Annotated in this window: 11 protein-coding genes; 7 read left to right on the top strand and 4 right to left on the bottom strand. The window is 30.4% G+C overall.

The genetic code is table 11. The features are described 5' to 3' along the window. Window positions 1-73 precede the first annotated feature (73 nt). Complete coding sequence (locus BEE63_RS19225; RefSeq protein ID WP_066022922.1) at window positions 74-1,798, top strand: ABC transporter ATP-binding protein; 1,725 nt, start codon at window positions 74-76, stop codon at window positions 1,796-1,798. After that, window positions 1,799-3,646: an ABC transporter ATP-binding protein gene (locus tag BEE63_RS19220; protein WP_066022921.1), complete on the top strand. Its 1,848-nt coding sequence runs from the start codon at window positions 1,799-1,801 to the stop codon at window positions 3,644-3,646. It abuts the gene before it with no gap. A 40-nt stretch (window positions 3,647-3,686) separates the two neighbouring features. Here BEE63_RS19220 and BEE63_RS19215 read toward each other — a convergent pair whose 3' ends face one another. After that, window positions 3,687-5,093 carry a MerR family transcriptional regulator gene (locus BEE63_RS19215; protein WP_066022920.1) on the bottom strand — a complete coding sequence of 469 codons (1,407 nt, stop codon included), beginning with the start codon at window positions 5,091-5,093 and terminating at the stop codon, window positions 3,687-3,689. A gap of 177 nt (window positions 5,094-5,270) precedes the next feature. Here BEE63_RS19215 and BEE63_RS19210 point away from each other — a divergent pair, with 177 nt between their 5' ends. Both BEE63_RS19210 and BEE63_RS19205 read left to right on the top strand, forming a co-directional pair. Then, window positions 5,271-6,701, top strand: a complete 1,431-nt coding sequence (locus BEE63_RS19210) for an anion permease (RefSeq protein ID WP_066022919.1) — start codon at window positions 5,271-5,273, stop codon at window positions 6,699-6,701. A gap of 51 nt (window positions 6,702-6,752) precedes the next feature. Next, a complete protein-coding gene (locus tag BEE63_RS19205; protein WP_066022918.1) occupies window positions 6,753-8,384 on the top strand; it encodes an NAD-dependent malic enzyme in 1,632 nt (543 codons plus the stop codon). 213 nt (window positions 8,385-8,597) lie between these two features. On the opposite strand, the gene BEE63_RS19200 is transcribed toward BEE63_RS19205, so the two are convergent. Then, complete coding sequence (locus BEE63_RS19200; RefSeq protein WP_066020505.1) at window positions 8,598-9,800, bottom strand: IS110 family transposase; 1,203 nt, start codon at window positions 9,798-9,800, stop codon at window positions 8,598-8,600. 674 nt (window positions 9,801-10,474) lie between these two features. Continuing rightward, complete coding sequence (locus BEE63_RS19195; protein ID WP_066022917.1) at window positions 10,475-11,386, bottom strand: DMT family transporter; 912 nt, start codon at window positions 11,384-11,386, stop codon at window positions 10,475-10,477. 182 nt (window positions 11,387-11,568) lie between these two features. Here BEE63_RS19195 and BEE63_RS19190 point away from each other — a divergent pair, with 182 nt between their 5' ends. Continuing rightward, on the top strand, window positions 11,569-12,447 hold the full coding sequence (locus BEE63_RS19190; RefSeq protein ID WP_066022916.1) for a LysR family transcriptional regulator: 879 nt from the start codon (window positions 11,569-11,571) through the stop codon (window positions 12,445-12,447). 325 nt (window positions 12,448-12,772) lie between these two features. On the opposite strand, the gene BEE63_RS19185 is transcribed toward BEE63_RS19190, so the two are convergent. Continuing rightward, complete coding sequence (locus tag BEE63_RS19185; RefSeq protein ID WP_066022915.1) at window positions 12,773-13,642, bottom strand: alpha/beta hydrolase; 870 nt, start codon at window positions 13,640-13,642, stop codon at window positions 12,773-12,775. A gap of 203 nt (window positions 13,643-13,845) precedes the next feature. Here BEE63_RS19185 and BEE63_RS19180 point away from each other — a divergent pair, with 203 nt between their 5' ends. Next, a complete protein-coding gene (locus tag BEE63_RS19180; RefSeq protein ID WP_066022914.1) occupies window positions 13,846-14,916 on the top strand; it encodes an HD-GYP domain-containing protein in 1,071 nt (356 codons plus the stop codon). A gap of 17 nt (window positions 14,917-14,933) precedes the next feature. Next, window positions 14,934-17,780, top strand: a complete 2,847-nt coding sequence (locus BEE63_RS19175) for a PAS domain-containing hybrid sensor histidine kinase/response regulator (protein WP_066022913.1) — start codon at window positions 14,934-14,936, stop codon at window positions 17,778-17,780. Window positions 17,781-17,804 lie beyond the last annotated feature (24 nt).

Raw genomic sequence — 17,804 nt, 5'->3', positions numbered from 1 at the left:
TTATAAAATTTGTTCGGCAAAATGTACATTGATTAATTGTTCACGTTTGCTAAGGAAAGAGGTGTGCAAACTTGTGTCTTATTTAAAAGTATATATAAAAAAATACTGGAAAGGATTTATTACGGCAATTTTATTTGTATCCTTAGAAGCATTATGCGATTTAATGCAGCCTACAATAATGTCTCAAATTGTAGATAATGGTGTTACAAATAAAAATATCAACTACGTTTTAACTATGGGAGGAATTATGCTTCTCATTACAGCTATAGGTGCCGCTGCAGCTTCCATTCGAAATATAATCTCAAGCAATGTTTCTCAAAAATTTGGTACAGAACTTAGGAGTGACTTATTTAAGAAGATTCAGAGTCTTTCCTTTGAAAACATAGATAAATTTCAAACTTCTTCTCTAGTAACTAGGCTTACAAACGATATAACCCAGGTTCAGAATTTTGTAAATGGGCTCATGAGAATATTTTTTAAAGCACCACTTGTAGGCCTTGGTAGTATAATAATGGCTGCAAAACTTAATTTTAAACTCTCAATAATTCTATTTGTTATTGTACCTATTGTTGGTGGATTAATTTACATAAACATGAAATTTGCATATCCGTACTTTACCAAAGTGCAAAAAACTCTTGACAGCATAAATTCAGCTATGCGTGAATATTTATCTGGTGTAAGGGTTGTAAAAGCTTTCAATAGGTTCGATTACGAAGTAGAAAAATTCCGGTTAAAGAATGAAGAATTTACAGTGAGCTCAACCACAGCCATGAAAGTAACATCAGTATTCACTCCTGCTATTGCACTTGTTGTGAATTTAGGAATAGTATTAGTTTTATGGATAGGCGGTATAAAAGTAAATAACAGAAGTATGCATGTTGGAGAAATAATAGCTTTTACAAACTATATGACTCAAATTTTATTTTCTCTAATGATGGTTACAAATGTATTCACTATGCTTGTACGCGCTAAAGCATCAAGTGACCGTATAGGAGAAGTGTTTTCAGAAAAAAATTCAATGATAGATGGAAAAGAAATTAGCAATACATCTTTAGAAAAAGGAACAATTTGTTTTGAGCACGTATTTTTTTCTTACAATAAGGAAAAAGAACCTGTTTTAAAGGATATATCTTTTAATTTAAACAAAGGTGAAACTCTAGGAATAATAGGTTCAACTGGTTCAGGAAAAAGTACCCTTGTAAATTTAATTCCAAGATTCTATGACTGTACAAAAGGTAAAATAAAAATTAATGGAATAGATATAAGAAATCTAAATTTTAAATACTTGAGAAACAAAGTTGCCTTAGTACCACAAAAAGCACTATTATTTTCAGGTACCATACTGGATAACCTGAAATGGGGCAATGACAACGCTAGCTCTAATGAAGTTATAGAAGCTTCAAAAGTAGCTGCAGCACATAATTTTATAGAAAAACTTCCAGAAGGCTATGATGTTAAAATTGGTCAAGGTGGTGTCAATCTTTCTGGCGGCCAAAAACAACGTATATCCATTGCAAGAGCATTACTCAGAAAATCAGAATTTCTTATTCTCGATGATTCTACAAGTGCAGTAGATACTGATACAGAAGTTAAAATAAGAGAAAACTTAAAAAAATATGAAGAGGATTTAACTTGTATTTTAATAGCGCAAAGAATAACTTCTGTAATGGATGCAGATAAAATCATAGTTTTAGATGACGGGGAAATTAAAGGCATAGGAAAACATGAAGAACTTCTAAAAAATTGCAGCATATACAAAGACATTTTCCTCTCTCAAATTGGAAAGGAGATGATGTAAATGACTGAAGCGCAACATTCCACTAATGTAAATGTACCCATTCCAGGTTTTAATGGCGGAAAACGGCGTCATATGGGTCCTGTAGAAAAGCCTAAGAACTTTAAAAATACCTTAAAAAGATTGTGGAATTACTTTGGATATGAAAGAAAAAACCTTATTATAGTGTTTATATTAGTTGTAATAGATGCAGGAGTAACTCTTATAGTTCCCTATTTTATAGGCCGTGCTGTTGATGCCATGTCCCTAAAAAGTGGAAAAGTAAATTTCAATCTTTTGACTTTAATGATACTAGCTTTACTTACATCATATATTATTGATGCAATTTTAACCTTAATTCAAGGCTTTTTAGTATCAACCTCAAGTCAAAGAATTGTAAAAAATATGAGAAACAATTTATTTTTAAAACTTCAAAAACTTCCTGTAATGTTCTTTGATACAAATTCCAACGGCGACATTATGAGTAGATTATCAAATGATATAGACAACGTAAGTACCACTATATCTCAATCTTCAATTCAGCTTATGTCTGGAGTTATAACTTTAATTGGTTCCTTAATTATGATGATAATATTAAGCCCAATACTTACAGCTGCAAGTTTAATAACTGTACCCCTAGTTTTTATACTTACAAAGAATATTGCCAAAAAAACAGGAAAACTTTTTAAAGAGCAGCAAGCAGAACTTGGAAAGCTTAATGGACATATAGAAGAAAATATATCAGGTATACATATTGTAAAAGCATTTAACCATGAAGAAAAGACTATTAAAGAATTTGATAATATAAATGATAGATTATGCTCTGTTGGATTAAAAGCTCAAATATTTTCTGGCTTTTTAATGCCACTTATGAACGTAATAAACAACATAGGCTTTGCTGCAGTTGCCGGTGTTGGAGGCATCTTAGCTGTAGAAAATATGATTACTGTAGGTATTATTGCAAGCTTTTTAAGCTATTCAAGGCAATTTGTAAGACCTCTCAATAATTTAGCCAACGTATTTAATACCTTTCAATCGGCTGTAGCTGGCGCTGAAAGAGTATTTGAAATATTGGATCAAAATGAAGAAGTAAAAGATAAACCAGATGCTGCGAAAATTGACAAAGTACAAGGTAATGTTGAATTTCACAATGTTTATTTTGGATATAGAAAAGATGTAAACATACTTAAAGCTATTAACTTTGAAGCAAAAAAAGGTGAAACTATAGCACTTGTTGGACCTACAGGTGCCGGAAAAACCACCATAGTAAACTTACTCACAAGATTTTATGATGTAACCAATGGCGAAATTCTCATAGATGGAATTGATATAAGAAATTATACCCGCGATAGCCTTAAAAAATGCTTTGGTATAGTACTTCAAGATACATATCTTTTTACAGGAACAATAAAAGAAAATATAAAGTATGGTAATTTGAATGCTCCTGATGAGAAGGTAACAATTGCAGCAAAAATGGCAAACGCTCATGAATTTATAAAAAGGCTTCCAGACGGTTATAATACTGTACTTTCCGAAAACGGCTCAAATTTAAGTCAAGGTCAAAGACAACTTTTAGCCATTGCAAGAGCAATCTTAACGAATCCATCTATACTCATACTGGACGAAGCTACAAGTAGCGTTGATACTAGAACAGAATTAAAAATACAGGAAGCCATGATTAAATTAATGGCTGGGCGAACAAGTTTTATCATAGCCCATAGATTAAGCACTATAAAAGATGCCCACAAAATAATGGTTATAGATGACGGAAAAATCATTGAAATGGGAAATCACGCTGACCTTCTAGCAAAAAAAGGCAAGTATTATCACATGTACTTCAATCAATTCAAAAACACTGAAGATGAACAATAAAAATTGAAAATTAAGAATGGCGGAAAATCCTCCTTGATTCTTAATTTTTTTCTGCTATTGGCATATAGTTAAAAACGATAGTTTCTGCACTAACATTATTATAATCACGCCTATACATAGTAATTACAGGAAATTTTACAATTTCATAAGACTTAGAAATAAAACTTATCATTGGTATTTCCCCTTTTATAAATGTCTTTAAATTTTTACTCTGTTTTATATACCATGCATGTTTATGCTGTGGAATAGCAAATACTTTCATGTCCTTTGGAATTTCTTCCACTTTAGAAACTTGTACTCCTATTATAAATGAGAAAGTAAATTTATTAGTTTTAGGTTTCTCATATTCTGGCAAACTGTCAATGCCATTAATCGTATAGATATCATTAGGATTAATTACATTTTTAATTTCCTTAATTCTACTTCTAAAGTTATCAACCAATTTTGTCGTTTTCCCAAAGGGTATAAACTTTGTATATTCATATGCAACCAAAGTCATTTGAGGCAAAATTATAACCCCCATATTATTTTTAACTTTATTAGAATCAAACTTCATCAAATTTGAATATACTTTTTTCATTTCGTCATTAACTTTTAAACGATTTTCCTCAAATTTCTTGTATTTTGAGCTGAGTATCTTTAAATCTCCACTTATAGATTGGAGCAAATCATTAGTGTATTTTATACTTTCTTTAGAATCCATACAACTAATAAATTTTTCAAGAAACTTCAAATCCGTCTCAGTGAATTCAAGATTATATAAACTTTTCACATAACTCTTAATATCTTCTTCTGTCATCTGATAAAATTCTTCATCCCTATCTTGAATTGTTTTTTTAAATGATTTCCAATTAATTTCATCATCTTCTATTATCTCATTTTTAACTCTCAATGTATTACTGTTATCAAGTACTTTAACAAGGTGTATCCATGCATTCTCCTTTTCTTTACTATCAATGGGTTCATCAAGATAATTTGAAAACTTCAAACAAATATATCTGCCAAAAAATCCAGGAAAAATATGCAGTAACTTTCTTTTCATATATCCCCTCTTTTCCCTTTCACTCATGTCAAAACTTTTCTTTAGAATCATCATATTTTCAGTTATTTTTTGTATATTAGAATCTGCATAATTAAACTCATTTATACATGTTTCAAGAATCTCTTCGCACCTTTCCATATTTTCAATTTTAAGTTTCATATTATTTAGGTGTTCCTTAAATACCCTTTCAATTTCACTAGAATCAAATAATATTTCTTTAATTTTCTTTACTGATATGTCAAAGCTCCTCAATACAGAAATTTGTTTTAACTTTTCAATATCCTCTTTAGAATAATCCCTGTAATTATTATGTTTTATTGAAGGACTAATCAATTCATTTTCTTCATAATAATTTATTGCCCTTTTGGTTAAAGACGTAATTTTCATAACTTCACTTATCTTCATACTTATCTTCCCTCCCTTATTTAACAGTATAAACTAATCCCCAAGGTATCAGTCAATAAAGAATTTATCTTCCTGTTATAAATAATATTTATGACTTAATAAATAAACTATATTTCTCCTTGGACTAGTATAGAAGTATAATAAATTTGAAAAGAAAAACGAAAGGAAGTTTCAGGTATGGAAAACGATTGCAGGGGTACACTATTCTCTAATGTGTACTTTAAACTACTTATAGTCTTTGCCATTGGTGCTATAATATGGTTTATGCCTTGTCCTTCTGGTATTAAACCAATTGCCTTACATATGCTAGCAATTTTTATTGCAACAATAGTTGGATGCATATTAAAACCTTTTCCAATAGGTGCTGTGGCTATTATAGGCTTAACATTATCTTGTTTTACAAATACCACAAAAATAGATACTGCACTTTCTGGTTTTAGTGAAAGCAGCATATGGCTTATAGTTATTGCCTTCTTTATATCAAGAGGTTTTATAAAAACAGGTCTTGGTTCAAGAATCGCTTATCAATTTGTAAAATTATTTGGTAAAAAAACATTAGGACTTTGCTATTCAATTATATTTTGTGATCTCGTAATAGCTCCTGCTACTCCAAGTAATACCGCAAGAGCTGGTGGAATAATCTACCCTATAATAAAGTCACTATCAGAAGCATTTGGTTCAAAGCCCGAAGATGGAACAGAAAGAAAAATAGGAGCTTTTCTTATATTTTCTGAATTTCATGGAGATGCTATAACTGCTGCTATGTTTTTAACCGCAATGGCTGGAAATCCGTTAGCTCAAACGCTTGCAAAGGGACTTAATGTTAATATCACCTGGTTTGGCTGGTTTTTAGCTGCACTAGTACCTGGCATTGTATCACTTATTCTTATACCTTTAATAATATACAAGCTGTATCCACCAGAGGTTAAAAATACACCCAACGCACCCAAAATTGCAAAAGATGCCCTTTCAAAAATGGGACCATTAAAAAGGCAAGAAAAATTTATGATTTTAATCTTTATTATAATACTTTTCTTATGGGTAACAGGAAGCTTTACTCATGTAAATGCTACACTTACAGCTTTAATTGGTCTTTCACTTTTACTGATTTTCAAAGTAATTGACTGGAATGACGTAAAAAGCGAAAAAGGCGCCTGGGATACTCTTGTATGGTTTTCTGTATTAGTTATGATGGCAAATCAGCTAAATAAACTAGGGTTAATCAAATGGTTTAGTAAATTAGTTGCAAATGGTGTCCACGGTTTCAGTTGGCCAATAATATTGTTTATTTTACTCGTAGCTTATTTTTATATACATTACATATTTGCAAGTGCAACCGCTCATGTAAGTGCAATGTACTCCGCATTTCTTGGTGTAGCTATAGCTGGTGGTGTTCCTCCAATGCTTGCTGCTTTAACTTTAGGTTTCTTTGGAAACTTATTTTCTTCAACTACACATTACAGTAATGGACCTGCTCCTCTTCTTTTCGGTTCAGGTTATGTAAGTCAAAATAAATGGTGGAGTTTAAACTTTATTCTTGGTATAGTATACTTTATTATATGGCTTGGTTTAGGCTGCATATGGTGGAAAATTATTGGATTATATTAAAAAATTCATATTATTTATGACATTAATGAAAATTAAAAGGAGTGTTATTAAATGATCAACTTAAAAGGACAAGATTTATTAAGAAACCCATTTTTAAACAAGGGAACTGCTTTTACTGAAGAAGAAAGAGAAAAATACGGACTTACAGGACTTCTTCCAAGTACAGTAAGAACTCTTGACGAACAGGAACAAATTGCATATGAAAGAACAAAAGCTTTTGAAGATAACCTTGAAAAGCACAATTATCTCATGAATTTATTTGATATAAATAGAACTTTATTTTATTATGTTGTAGGAAAACACGTTACAGAATTTCTTCCAATAATATATACTCCAACTATAGGAGATGCAGTAATAAATTATTCTAAAAATTATGAAACACCAAAAGATGCTGTATTTTTATCTATTGACCATCCTGAAAACATAAAAGAATCCATTGAAGCAGGCTTAAAAGATCTCGATGAAATTAAACTTATTGTTGTAACCGATGGTGAAGGAGTTCTTGGAATTGGAGACTGGGGAATTCAAGGCGTTGATATTTCAATAGGAAAACTTGCAGTATATACTGTTGCGGCTGGTGTTAACCCTAAAAATGTTCTTCCTGTAGTAATAGATGCTGGAACAAACAATGAAAAACTTTTAAATGACCCACTATATACTGGAAACAAACATAAAAGAGTTACAGGTGAAAAATATGATAATTTCATAGATGAATTCGTAAAAATTTCTACAGAGCTTTTCCCTGAAGTTTTAATGCACTGGGAAGATTTCGGTCGTGGTAACGCACGCAGAATACTAGAAAAATATAGATCAAAAATTTGTACTTTTAATGATGATATTCAAGGTACAGGCGTAATGATGGTATCCGCTATGAATGCAATTGCAGAAGTTACAAAAATTCCTGTAAAAGATCATAAAATATTAGTATTCGGTGGTGGTACTGCTGGAGTTGGAGTATCTGATCAAATACTTCTTGAAAAAATAAGAACTGGAAAATCTGAAAATGAAGCAAGAAAAGATTTTTATCTCATAGACAGGCAAGGCCTTCTAACTGAAGATATGGATGGCTTAACTGATGGCCAAAAGAAATATGCTAGAAAAAAAGGCGAATTAAAAAAACCTTTAACTGATATTGCTGATATAGTAGCAGCAGTTAAACCTACAGTACTTATTGGATGCTCTGGAGTTCACGGTGCTTTTTCAGAAGCTGCAATAAGAAAAATGGCAGAAATAAATGAAAAACCTGCTATTATGCCTATTTCAAATCCAACAAAACTTGCAGAGGCAACTGCAAAAGATATTATAGAATGGACTGATGGAAGAGCTTTAGTTGTAACTGGAAGTCCTTCAGAGCCTGTTGAATACAAAGGAATTACCTATAAAATAGGTCAGGCAAATAACGCTCTCCTCTACCCTGGTCTTGGCCTAGGAATAATTGTTGCAAAATCAAAAACAGTTTCAGATGCAATGCTTTCAGCCGCTGCACATGGAATTGCAACTTTACAGGATCTTTCAAAACCTGGTGCTCCAATACTTCCACCTGTTGCAAGACTTAAAGAAGCTTCAAAATTAGTTGCAACAGCCGTAGTTGAAGCTGCTGTTAAAGATGGTCTAAATAGAGCTGACATAAAAGATGCTAAAAAAGCTGTAGAAAACGAAATCTGGGAAGCGAAATATGAGTAGTAGTGTTCCGATACATTAAAAAAAATTCATAAATCTAAGAGCCTAGATATTAAAAGCCTAAGAGATTTCAATAAACTCACTATCGTTCAAACCTGCTAAGTAAAGTCAAGTGTTTTTATTAAAAAATTTCAAAGAAATTTTTCAGTAAAATAGGGCAACTTTAAAAGAACCTTCTTACAGAAGATTTTTTTAAAATGCTCTATTTTTATTTTTTTAGTTTTTCAAAATTTCTGAAACTCTAGCATAATATATTCTCAAAAATTTATTTAATCCTGCTATTTTAGCCTGCTTCTTTGCCTTACCCTCTGATTCTTTTTTTATTATATAGTCATACACTGCTGTATCTTTAGTGGGGACTCTACATTTTATGCTTTTCATTATCTCATAACCTGTTTTTCTAAGATATCGAGATCCTCGTTTTGATATTTTTCGGTTGTTTCCATTAAAGTTTCCCGATTGATAAGGTGGTGCATCTATTCCTGAATAAGCCACAAGAGCCTTTGCACTGTAATACTTTCTTACATCACCTATTTCCGCAATAATTCTTGGTGCCAGTCTTTCTCCTACACCGTTCATATTCAAAACAACATCATATTCTGGTAATAGCTTGGCAAGTTCCTTCATTCGTGATAATATTTTATTTAAGGTTATTCCAGTCGAATGGATGCCCTTTATAGTTTCTAAGATGATCATTTTTGTACTTGACATCTTAGAAGGCATAGTTGTGATACTATTTTTAGCGAGAATATATATTTCATGAGCTTTATTCTCGCTAAATTGGTATCCTTCTTTTTTTGTCCACTTCTTATAGTTTTCAGTAAATTTATTTTGGCTTAATTTAATAATATTGTCATAATGCCAGTATTTTTGAACAAAATCTGATAACTTATCTTTTGCAAAGTTAGGTGAATTTGAAGCTAGAAGTCCTGCAATTCCTGGCATTGTTTCATCTAAAAGGTTTGAAAGAATTACTTTAAGTTTTATTCTTAAGGACATAAACTGAAAATATTCTCTTGAAAGAGCTTTAAGTTCATAATATATATCTTCTTCTATTTTATAATTACTTAGTTCATGCCAATTGTCTAAGCCAAATTTCGAGATTGTTTTTGAGTCTAATTTATCTGTTTTACCTTTTCTAATAGATATACTTGCATACTTTTTCATAAGCATGGGATTAACAACAGAAACCCAAATTCCTCTTTCCTGTAGATAAGATACTACTGGAATATGATAATGTCCTGTTGCTTCCAAAATTACTTTACTTTCTTCGTCAAAACTTATAATCTTATCAGCCAGCTTTTTTAGTTCTTCTAAAGTATGTTTAACTTCAAAAGGTTTCTCTAAAATTTCACCATATAATTTGCGAATACAAACTGTACTTTTGTTTTTTGAAACGTCTATGCCAACACTAATCATAATATCGACTCCTTTGCTAAAAATTTTGTCCATCCACTTATTACTACTCATTTTTGTTCGTTACACGGAAGCTAATTATAGTTCCAACCTGCTTAATCGAATATACGTAACAAGGAATGGGTGATAGTTTGAGCCACGGAAGCAAAATTCCAACAATTGAATCATCAGCCCATTTCTTATTATATTAAAATAAGTGTAGGTACTTAATCAAATGAGATTAAGTGTCTACACTTATAGTACAAAACAATTGAAATCTCTAAGCCTTTTAATATCTAGGCTCTAATATTTATTGGATTTTTTTTAAATCATATCAAAACACTACTACTCATATTTAAACAGTAGTTTAAGGAAAAAATTCCTCCGTTCCTACGGAATTTTGAGAATATCGAGCGCTTTGCTCTAAAAAATCTACATTTTATAAAAAAACATTTCCACTAGTGAAAATGGGAGCAGTTATAAGTTTAAAAGTTTTTCGCAGTGGAACGTAGAAAAAGTTACATTCATTCTTAATTTTTTAAAAATATTATTACTCTATATAAGCCCCAAAACTTTAAGTAAATATATTCCTATAAAAATTATAAACATCAGCTGTATTAATCTTGCTAATTCTTTATATAATAAAGCAAAAAACGCCAGATATAAAATTAAATCCAGCGCTTTTTATTCATTTTTACTTATGAAGCTTTTTCATATTTTAATTTTTTAACATTACTTTTACTATTTCCGAAGATACTAAATAAAATACCCATTACAATTAACACAGCTCCAATTATAAATCTCTTATTTATAACTTCACCTAAAAAAACCGCTCCAAGGGCAACTGATACCATAGGCTGTACTGGATAAAATAATGAACACTTTCCTGCTTCAATCATTGAAAGACTTTTATTCCACAATAAATTTGGAAGAGCCGTACACACAACACCCATGTATATTAAACAAATTATATTAGAAGTAGTAAACGTAACATGACTTGTATTTGCAATTTCTATAATAGAGGCCGGAAAAGAACATATCATAGCAACAATAATTGCATAAGTTGTAACAGTAATTGCATCGTATCTCTGTGTAATCTTACGTACAAAAATAGATGTCAATGACCATATAATAACGGACACAACAGAAAATACAATCCCTAGTATTGCTCCGCCTCCTCCTACTCCACCGATAATTATATAAGCACCTACAACTGAAGCTATTACAGCAATAACTTTATTTAATGTAATTTTTTCTTTTAATAATGGAACTGCAAATACAATAATAGCTACAGGGTTCATAGAATTAATAAGTGAGGCAATTGATGCATTGGCAAACTTTATCCCTATCATTTGGGAGCTCACCGAAATAAAATATCCCATAAACCCAATAAAAAAAATGTATTTATAGTCACTTTTTTTGATAGTAACCTTCTCCCTACTTTTAAGCACAATAAAAAGTACAATTGAAGCTATTAAATATCTAAAGAACAAAATTGTAATTGGTGGGATGCTCTTTAAGACAAATTTACCTGCTACATATAAACTTCCCCAGGCACTAGTTGTAATAATTAAAAATAAGTACGCTATTCTTTTGTCATTTGTTCCCATGTAATTCCTCCATATATAATTTTTATACTAAATTTAACGCATTAAACTTAATTATACCACCCTCGTCAAATAATGTTATGGTTCTGCTATTTTGCTTTAAGCATTCTAATAAAATAATCTTTAAAGCAAATATTGATATGATTTTACAAATAGTGTATTCTAATTATAAAGGAGTTGTAACTATGAATCTAAGAGACTTGGAATATTTTAATTGCTTATGTAAAACTAAGAACTTTACTGAAACTGCAAAAATTCTTTATGTTTCACAGCCCTCAGTAACCATGGCTTTGCATAGGCTTGAAAAAGAATTAAATACAAAACTCATTATAAGAGATCATTCGTCAACTAAATTTTCACTAACTGATACCGGAAAAATACTAGAAAAACATGTTATAAACATATTTAATGAGATAAATGAAACAAAATTTGAAATTTCTAGAGCAGCAGGACGCAAAATAAAATTGGGAGTTCCCCCTATTATAGGAGCTTATTTTTTTCCTGCCTTCATGGAACAATTAGTTAAGAATGGTACTGCTGAAAATATAGAACTTGTAGAAACAGGTTCCGCAGCTATGAAAAATCTTATATTATCAGATAAAGTTGATATGGCACTCATAGGTTCACTCGCACCAATAAAATCTAAAACTATAAATGCAACTCTTTTAAAAACAGATGAATTTATGGTTTGCATGAGTAAAAATCATATAATTTCAGAAAAAGAAAGATTAGATTTTAAAGATATTGCAAAAGAAAAGTTCATTGTTTTAGGAGATTCATATATACATAATAAAGTATTAAAAGACCTGTTCTTAGAAAATGGAACTCCTCTAACAAACTTTTACTGCACAGATGAAATACAAACAGCAAAATCGCTTATAAGTTCCGGTCTTGGAATAGGTGTAATGATAAATATGGCCGTTAAAAATGTGGACAGTTTAAAAAAACTCCCCTTAAAAAATCCAATACTTTTTTACATATCACTTGTTATAAAGAGAAATCACTATATGACTCTAGATGAAAACAAAATTACAAATGTACTTACCTCTAAAAATATAAATTAAGAGCTGATTTTTTAGTACAATCAGCTCTTAACTTAAATTTATCAGCATTATTCATTTAATTTCTTCATTCTAATGAAACTATATATAAGTACTATTAGTGCTATCAATACTAAATATGTGTTTTTTTCTAATGTAGCAAACATCAAAACTACTACAGACACTGTTAAAGCTATTTTATTTAATAATACTTTAATATTAATAATAACATCACCTTTCGTATATCAATATTATAACGTTTTCTTCAATTTATATACAATACATAATGCCGGTATAATTGTAAAATGACCTTCTTTTGAATGCTGTATGTTAAATATTTTTTGAATAATCACAAATTTTCATCTATAAAATCTTTTATCATACCTAAAAGTTCTCTGCTCCAGAATGACCCTTCATGAGGTGCTCCGTCTACACATATAAGACTTGCATCATAACCTGCATCGGATAATTTGTGAAACATTAATTCGCTCTGTGAAAAATCCACAAGTGAATCATTATTCCCATGGAGAAGCAAAAATGGAGGATAATTCTTTCCCCTTTTTATATGATTTACCGGATTAATTTCAAGAAGCCTTTTAATATTTTCTTCTGTATCTTCTCCCCTAAGTCCCTCAAAAATTTTCCTTGATTTTTCATCCATATATTCTATTTTATTTAATGCACTAGTAAAATCAGCCGGTCCAAAACAGTCAACTACCATCTTAACACTATCCGAATATTGTGCATGTTCATCTGTCTTATACCGTTCTTCATCACCTGTTAGGCCTACAAGCAGTGCAAGATTGCCACCAGATGAAGTTCCCCATATTCCAATTCTATCTGGATCTATTTTATACTCACTTGCATGTTTTCTCAAAAATCTTATACCTGTTTTAACATCCTGTAAACACTCAGGAAATGGATGCCCTTCTAAACTATTTCTATGAGTTAGTGTAGCTACAACATACCCTTCTCTTGCAAACTGAGATAATTGAGGTATTTCATAATAAACATCTGGGAATGTCCATGCACTTCCCTGTACGAAGACAATTAAAGGATATTTAGGCTGCTCTTTTGCAGTATCATCCGTCCAGGGTCTAAAAATCTGCATTTTGAGCTCTACGCCTTGAACTCTCGAATATACTACCTCAGGAATCATAAGTGCCATACCTTCCAGCGATGGATTATTTTTAATTGTTATGATTTCTTTGTATGCCATATTAATCTCTCCTTACTAAATACTAATTATATCTTATATCATAAAAATGCATTTTTCAATTATAAGCTAAAAAAATAAATATATTGTTTTCATATTATAAATTCAAGATTAATATAATCCTTATAGAAAATAATATATAATTATGTTAGTATTTAAATATAGTTGTCGTTAATCGTTATTTAATAATTTATTTGGAGGTTTTCATGAGAATTGTTATGGTCTCTAACCTAAAAGGAAGTGAAATCCTTGGAAGGCAAATTTATGATGAAACAGGGAGAGTCTTACTTGGTGCAGGAGTAAAACTAAAACCCTATTATATTGATAAAATCAAAGAACTTGGAATTAATTTAGTATATATTGATGATGATATATCCAAAAATGTAGTAATTGAAGAAAGTATATCTGAAAAAACAAGACAAATGAGTAAACGCGCTGTTAAGGACATGATTAGTAAATACTCTCTTGAAAGAAAAACCTATAGCAGTGGTATTATGGATTCTGTAGATTCTGTAATAGAAGATGTTTTGTCAAATAAAGATGTTTTAATAAATGTTGCAGAAATAAGTGCAAGTGATAACAATATATATTCTCATTCTGTAAACGTAAGTGTTCTTTCTACAATAATAGGAACTCATATGGGATACAGTCCATTAAATCTTAAATCTATAGCTACAGGTGCACTTTTGCATGATATAGGTAAAATAAAAATTATGAATGATAATGAGATTTTAAATAGTTTTAAAGATAAAAAAGAATTAGATAAATATATTAAATTTAATCACCCTAAAATTGGTTATGATTTTTTGGGGAAACAGCACATTTGGAGTGCGTATGTTAAAGTCGCTGTACTAATGCATCATGAGAAAAGTGATGGCAGTGGATATCCTCTGGGATTAGAAAGTAACGAAATAAATAAAGCAGCTAAAATAGTTGCTATATGCGATGTATTTGATAATTTAATATCAGGTAAATATAAAAATAATTTTCAAACTACATCTGAAGTCATTGAGTATCTTGTAGGAATGAGTAATACTTATTTTGATGCAGATATAGTAAGAAAATTCACTGCAAATATAGCTGCTTTCCCAACAGGAAGTGGCGTTCTTTTAAATACAAACGAAAAAGGACTTGTAATAAAGCAGAACAACTCGATGCCAACACGTCCTATTGTAAAAGTTATTTATGATAAAGCTGGGAACTTACTTTCTAAGCCTTATGAAGTAGACCTAATAAAAGAATTAACTCTTTTTATTATAAAATCTTGTGAATTTTAAATTCTTGGAGGTATTTTATGTGTCAGAATGTTGATTATACAAATGCTGGTTATTCTCGTGAATGTATTACCCTAATTAGCAATATTTTTAAAAAACTTTTAGACATAGATGTTGATAACTACGATACTGAAGTAAAAAGCTCACTTGAGAAAATCGGAAATTTTTTTAATCTAGATAGAATATACATATACTATTTATCTGAAGACCCTACTTTTATGCGAATAGAATCACAATGGAATAAGCTAGGTATAGCCCCCAAAAGGGAATTTCAAGAAGAAGAAGCTGTTTATATGCTTCCATGGCTCATGCGAAATATTAGGAAGAATAATTTTATTGCAATAAACAGTATAGATGAGTTTCCTAAAGAAGCAACTTTTGAAATAGAAAATTTTAAGACTGAAGGCATAAAATCTTCTCTCATAATACCTTTAAAGAAGAAAGAACAATTAATTGGATTTGTAGGTTATGAAAGTTTGTCAAAATCAATAATATGGGAAGAAAATCAGATTACAATATTAAATTATGTAGCAAACTTTTTTTCATATGCAAGAACAAGAATTATAAAATCCAAATTATACAAATCAACTCTTAAGGGACAAGCAATTTTACTTAATAATTCTAAATCTCAAATTTGGGCTTTAAGTAACATTACTTCGTATGAAACTGTTAATGAAGCACATGCAAGCTTTTTTGGAAAGAAAAAAAAGGATTTGGAATATCAAGATTTGTTTGATGTATTTGATATAGATACTGCAAATAAACTTTCTAAAAATAATTGGGAGCTATTCAAAAAGAACGCACCAGCTGAAAAAGAACTTGAAATTAAAAATTTTAAAGGTGAAAATAGATTACTTAAAATTAGGAGTAATCCCCAAAGAGATGAAAAAGGAAATATTAAATATCTTATTTGTACAGCTGAAGACATTACAGAGCAAAGGCAGTCAGAAATTGAATTATATAAAGCAAAAGAGCAGGCAGAAGCTGCTAGTATCGCAAAAAGTCAATTTCTTGCTAATATGTCCCACGAAATAAGAACGCCAATGAATGGAATATTTGGCTTCCTGCAACTATTAGAAGCAACTGATTTATCTTTAGAACAGAAAGGATTTATACGAGAAACAAAATCTGCATCTGAGATGCTGTTACATATTATTAATGACATACTGGATTTTTCAAAAATTGAAGCAAAAAAATTGGTTATGGAAAAAATAGAATTTAATTTAAGAAGTACCATTGAGAATACTGTTTCACTTTATATTCCAAAAGCTTCAGAAAAAAATATTGAAATTTATACTATGATAAAAGCAGATGTTCCTGAAAATGTTATTGGTGATCCATCAAGGCTTAGACAGATACTAGGGAATCTTATAAGCAACGCAGTAAAATTTACAGAGCACGGAGAAATTACTGTTAAGGTAGATTGCATAGATGAAAAATGTGGAACGGCTTTAATTAATTTCAAAGTGGAAGATACTGGTATTGGAATACAAAAAGAACGTATTGATACAATTTTTCAATCCTTTACCCAAGCAGATACATCTACGACTAGAAAATATGGCGGAACCGGGCTGGGACTTGCAATATCCAGTGAATTAGTAAAAATGATGGGCGGCAAAATTGAAGTTCAAAGTGTATTAGGTGAAGGTTCTACATTTAAATTTGATGTTAAATTAAAAATTTCTAAAAAAGTCTCTGAAAAAAAATTTGCATTTGAAAAAATTAGTGGCACAAATATTTTAGTTGTTGATAGTAACTTAAATGATAGAAACACCGCTTGCTCCTACCTTGACGGAGTTGGACTTAAAGTATTTCCAGTAGAAAACGCGGGAGCTGCAATTACAACTATTATTTCAAAAGCAAATACAGCTGATAAAATAAACGTTGCTATAATTGCATATAAAATGTCAGATATGAGCGGCCAGGAGCTTGCAACTACTCTCAAAACAATGCCTTTTGCTAAGGATATTAAGTTAATACTTTTAACATCTGTAGCTAAAAAAGGAGATGCTAAAATTGCAAAAGAATATGGTTTTTCTTCATATTTAGCAAAGCCTATTAAGAAAAATGATTTGCTTGGAAGTATTGCTATAGTATTAGGATTAAAAGATGAAAATAATGAAGAAAATCAAATTATAACAAAGCATATAGTTAAGGAAACAGAATATGCATTAAAACCTAAAATTTTATTAGTTGAAGACAATGAAATGAATCGTAAAATAGTTATAACTATGCTTAAATCCCATGGTATGAACTGCGATGTTGCAGTAAATGGCGCAGAGGCTTTGGAAGCAGTTTCTAAAAAAGATTACAATATTGTTTTTATGGATTGTCAAATGCCAATAATGGATGGATATGAATGTACAGCTAGAATAAGAGCCTTTGAAGGTAATAAAAAACATACTACCATTGTTGCAATGACAGCTAATGCAATGAAAGGCGATTCAGAAAAATGTCTTAAAGCTGGAATGGATGAGTACATTAGTAAACCTATTGATTTTAACATTATGTTTCATATGATAGAAATAAATATTAAGAATAAAGTCAATAATAACTACAGTAAAATTATAAACGACAATATTAGTTACTTTATTGAGGCTACAGGTCTTGAAAAAAAAGATGCAATTGAGGTACTTGAAGAATACGTAAAATGTTTACCAGATCTATTAAAAAACATTAATGATGCTTTAAATAACAATGATTTTAATAAATTAGCAAGTCTCGCTCATGAATTAAAAGGTTCTTCTGGATCTTTTAGAATAAATTCTATTTATGAATTAGCAATAAAACTTGAAAAAGCTGCTAAAAATCAAGAACTGAATGAATGCAGCAAAATGTTTATTAAAATACAAGAAATTTGTCATTAATAGCTAATTTAATTTTTATATAAT

It is taken from the genome of Clostridium pasteurianum (assembly GCF_001705235.1).
GTDB classification, from domain to species: Bacteria; Bacillota; Clostridia; order Clostridiales; family Clostridiaceae; genus Clostridium_S; species Clostridium_S pasteurianum_A.
The sequence above is the reverse complement of the archived record's forward strand: the minus strand, read 5'-3'. Positions and strand labels throughout refer to the sequence as shown.

What these genes read in the sequence shown, in the direction of transcription:
- BEE63_RS19190 (WP_066022916.1), top strand. Translation starts at nt 11,569, where the DNA reads ATGAATCTAAGAGACTTGGAATATTTTAATTGCTTATGTAAAACTAAG.
- BEE63_RS19200 (WP_066020505.1), bottom strand. Translation starts at nt 9,800, where the DNA reads ATGATTAGTGTTGGCATAGACGTTTCAAAAAACAAAAGTACAGTTTGT.
- BEE63_RS19215 (WP_066022920.1), bottom strand. Translation starts at nt 5,093, where the DNA reads ATGAAGATAAGTGAAGTTATGAAAATTACGTCTTTAACCAAAAGGGCA.
- BEE63_RS19175 (WP_066022913.1), top strand. Translation starts at nt 14,934, where the DNA reads ATGTGTCAGAATGTTGATTATACAAATGCTGGTTATTCTCGTGAATGT.
- BEE63_RS19180 (WP_066022914.1), top strand. Translation starts at nt 13,846, where the DNA reads ATGAGAATTGTTATGGTCTCTAACCTAAAAGGAAGTGAAATCCTTGGA.
- BEE63_RS19205 (WP_066022918.1), top strand. Translation starts at nt 6,753, where the DNA reads ATGATCAACTTAAAAGGACAAGATTTATTAAGAAACCCATTTTTAAAC.
- BEE63_RS19220 (WP_066022921.1), top strand. Translation starts at nt 1,799, where the DNA reads ATGACTGAAGCGCAACATTCCACTAATGTAAATGTACCCATTCCAGGT.
- BEE63_RS19210 (WP_066022919.1), top strand. Translation starts at nt 5,271, where the DNA reads ATGGAAAACGATTGCAGGGGTACACTATTCTCTAATGTGTACTTTAAA.
- BEE63_RS19195 (WP_066022917.1), bottom strand. Translation starts at nt 11,386, where the DNA reads ATGGGAACAAATGACAAAAGAATAGCGTACTTATTTTTAATTATTACA.
- BEE63_RS19185 (WP_066022915.1), bottom strand. Translation starts at nt 13,642, where the DNA reads ATGGCATACAAAGAAATCATAACAATTAAAAATAATCCATCGCTGGAA.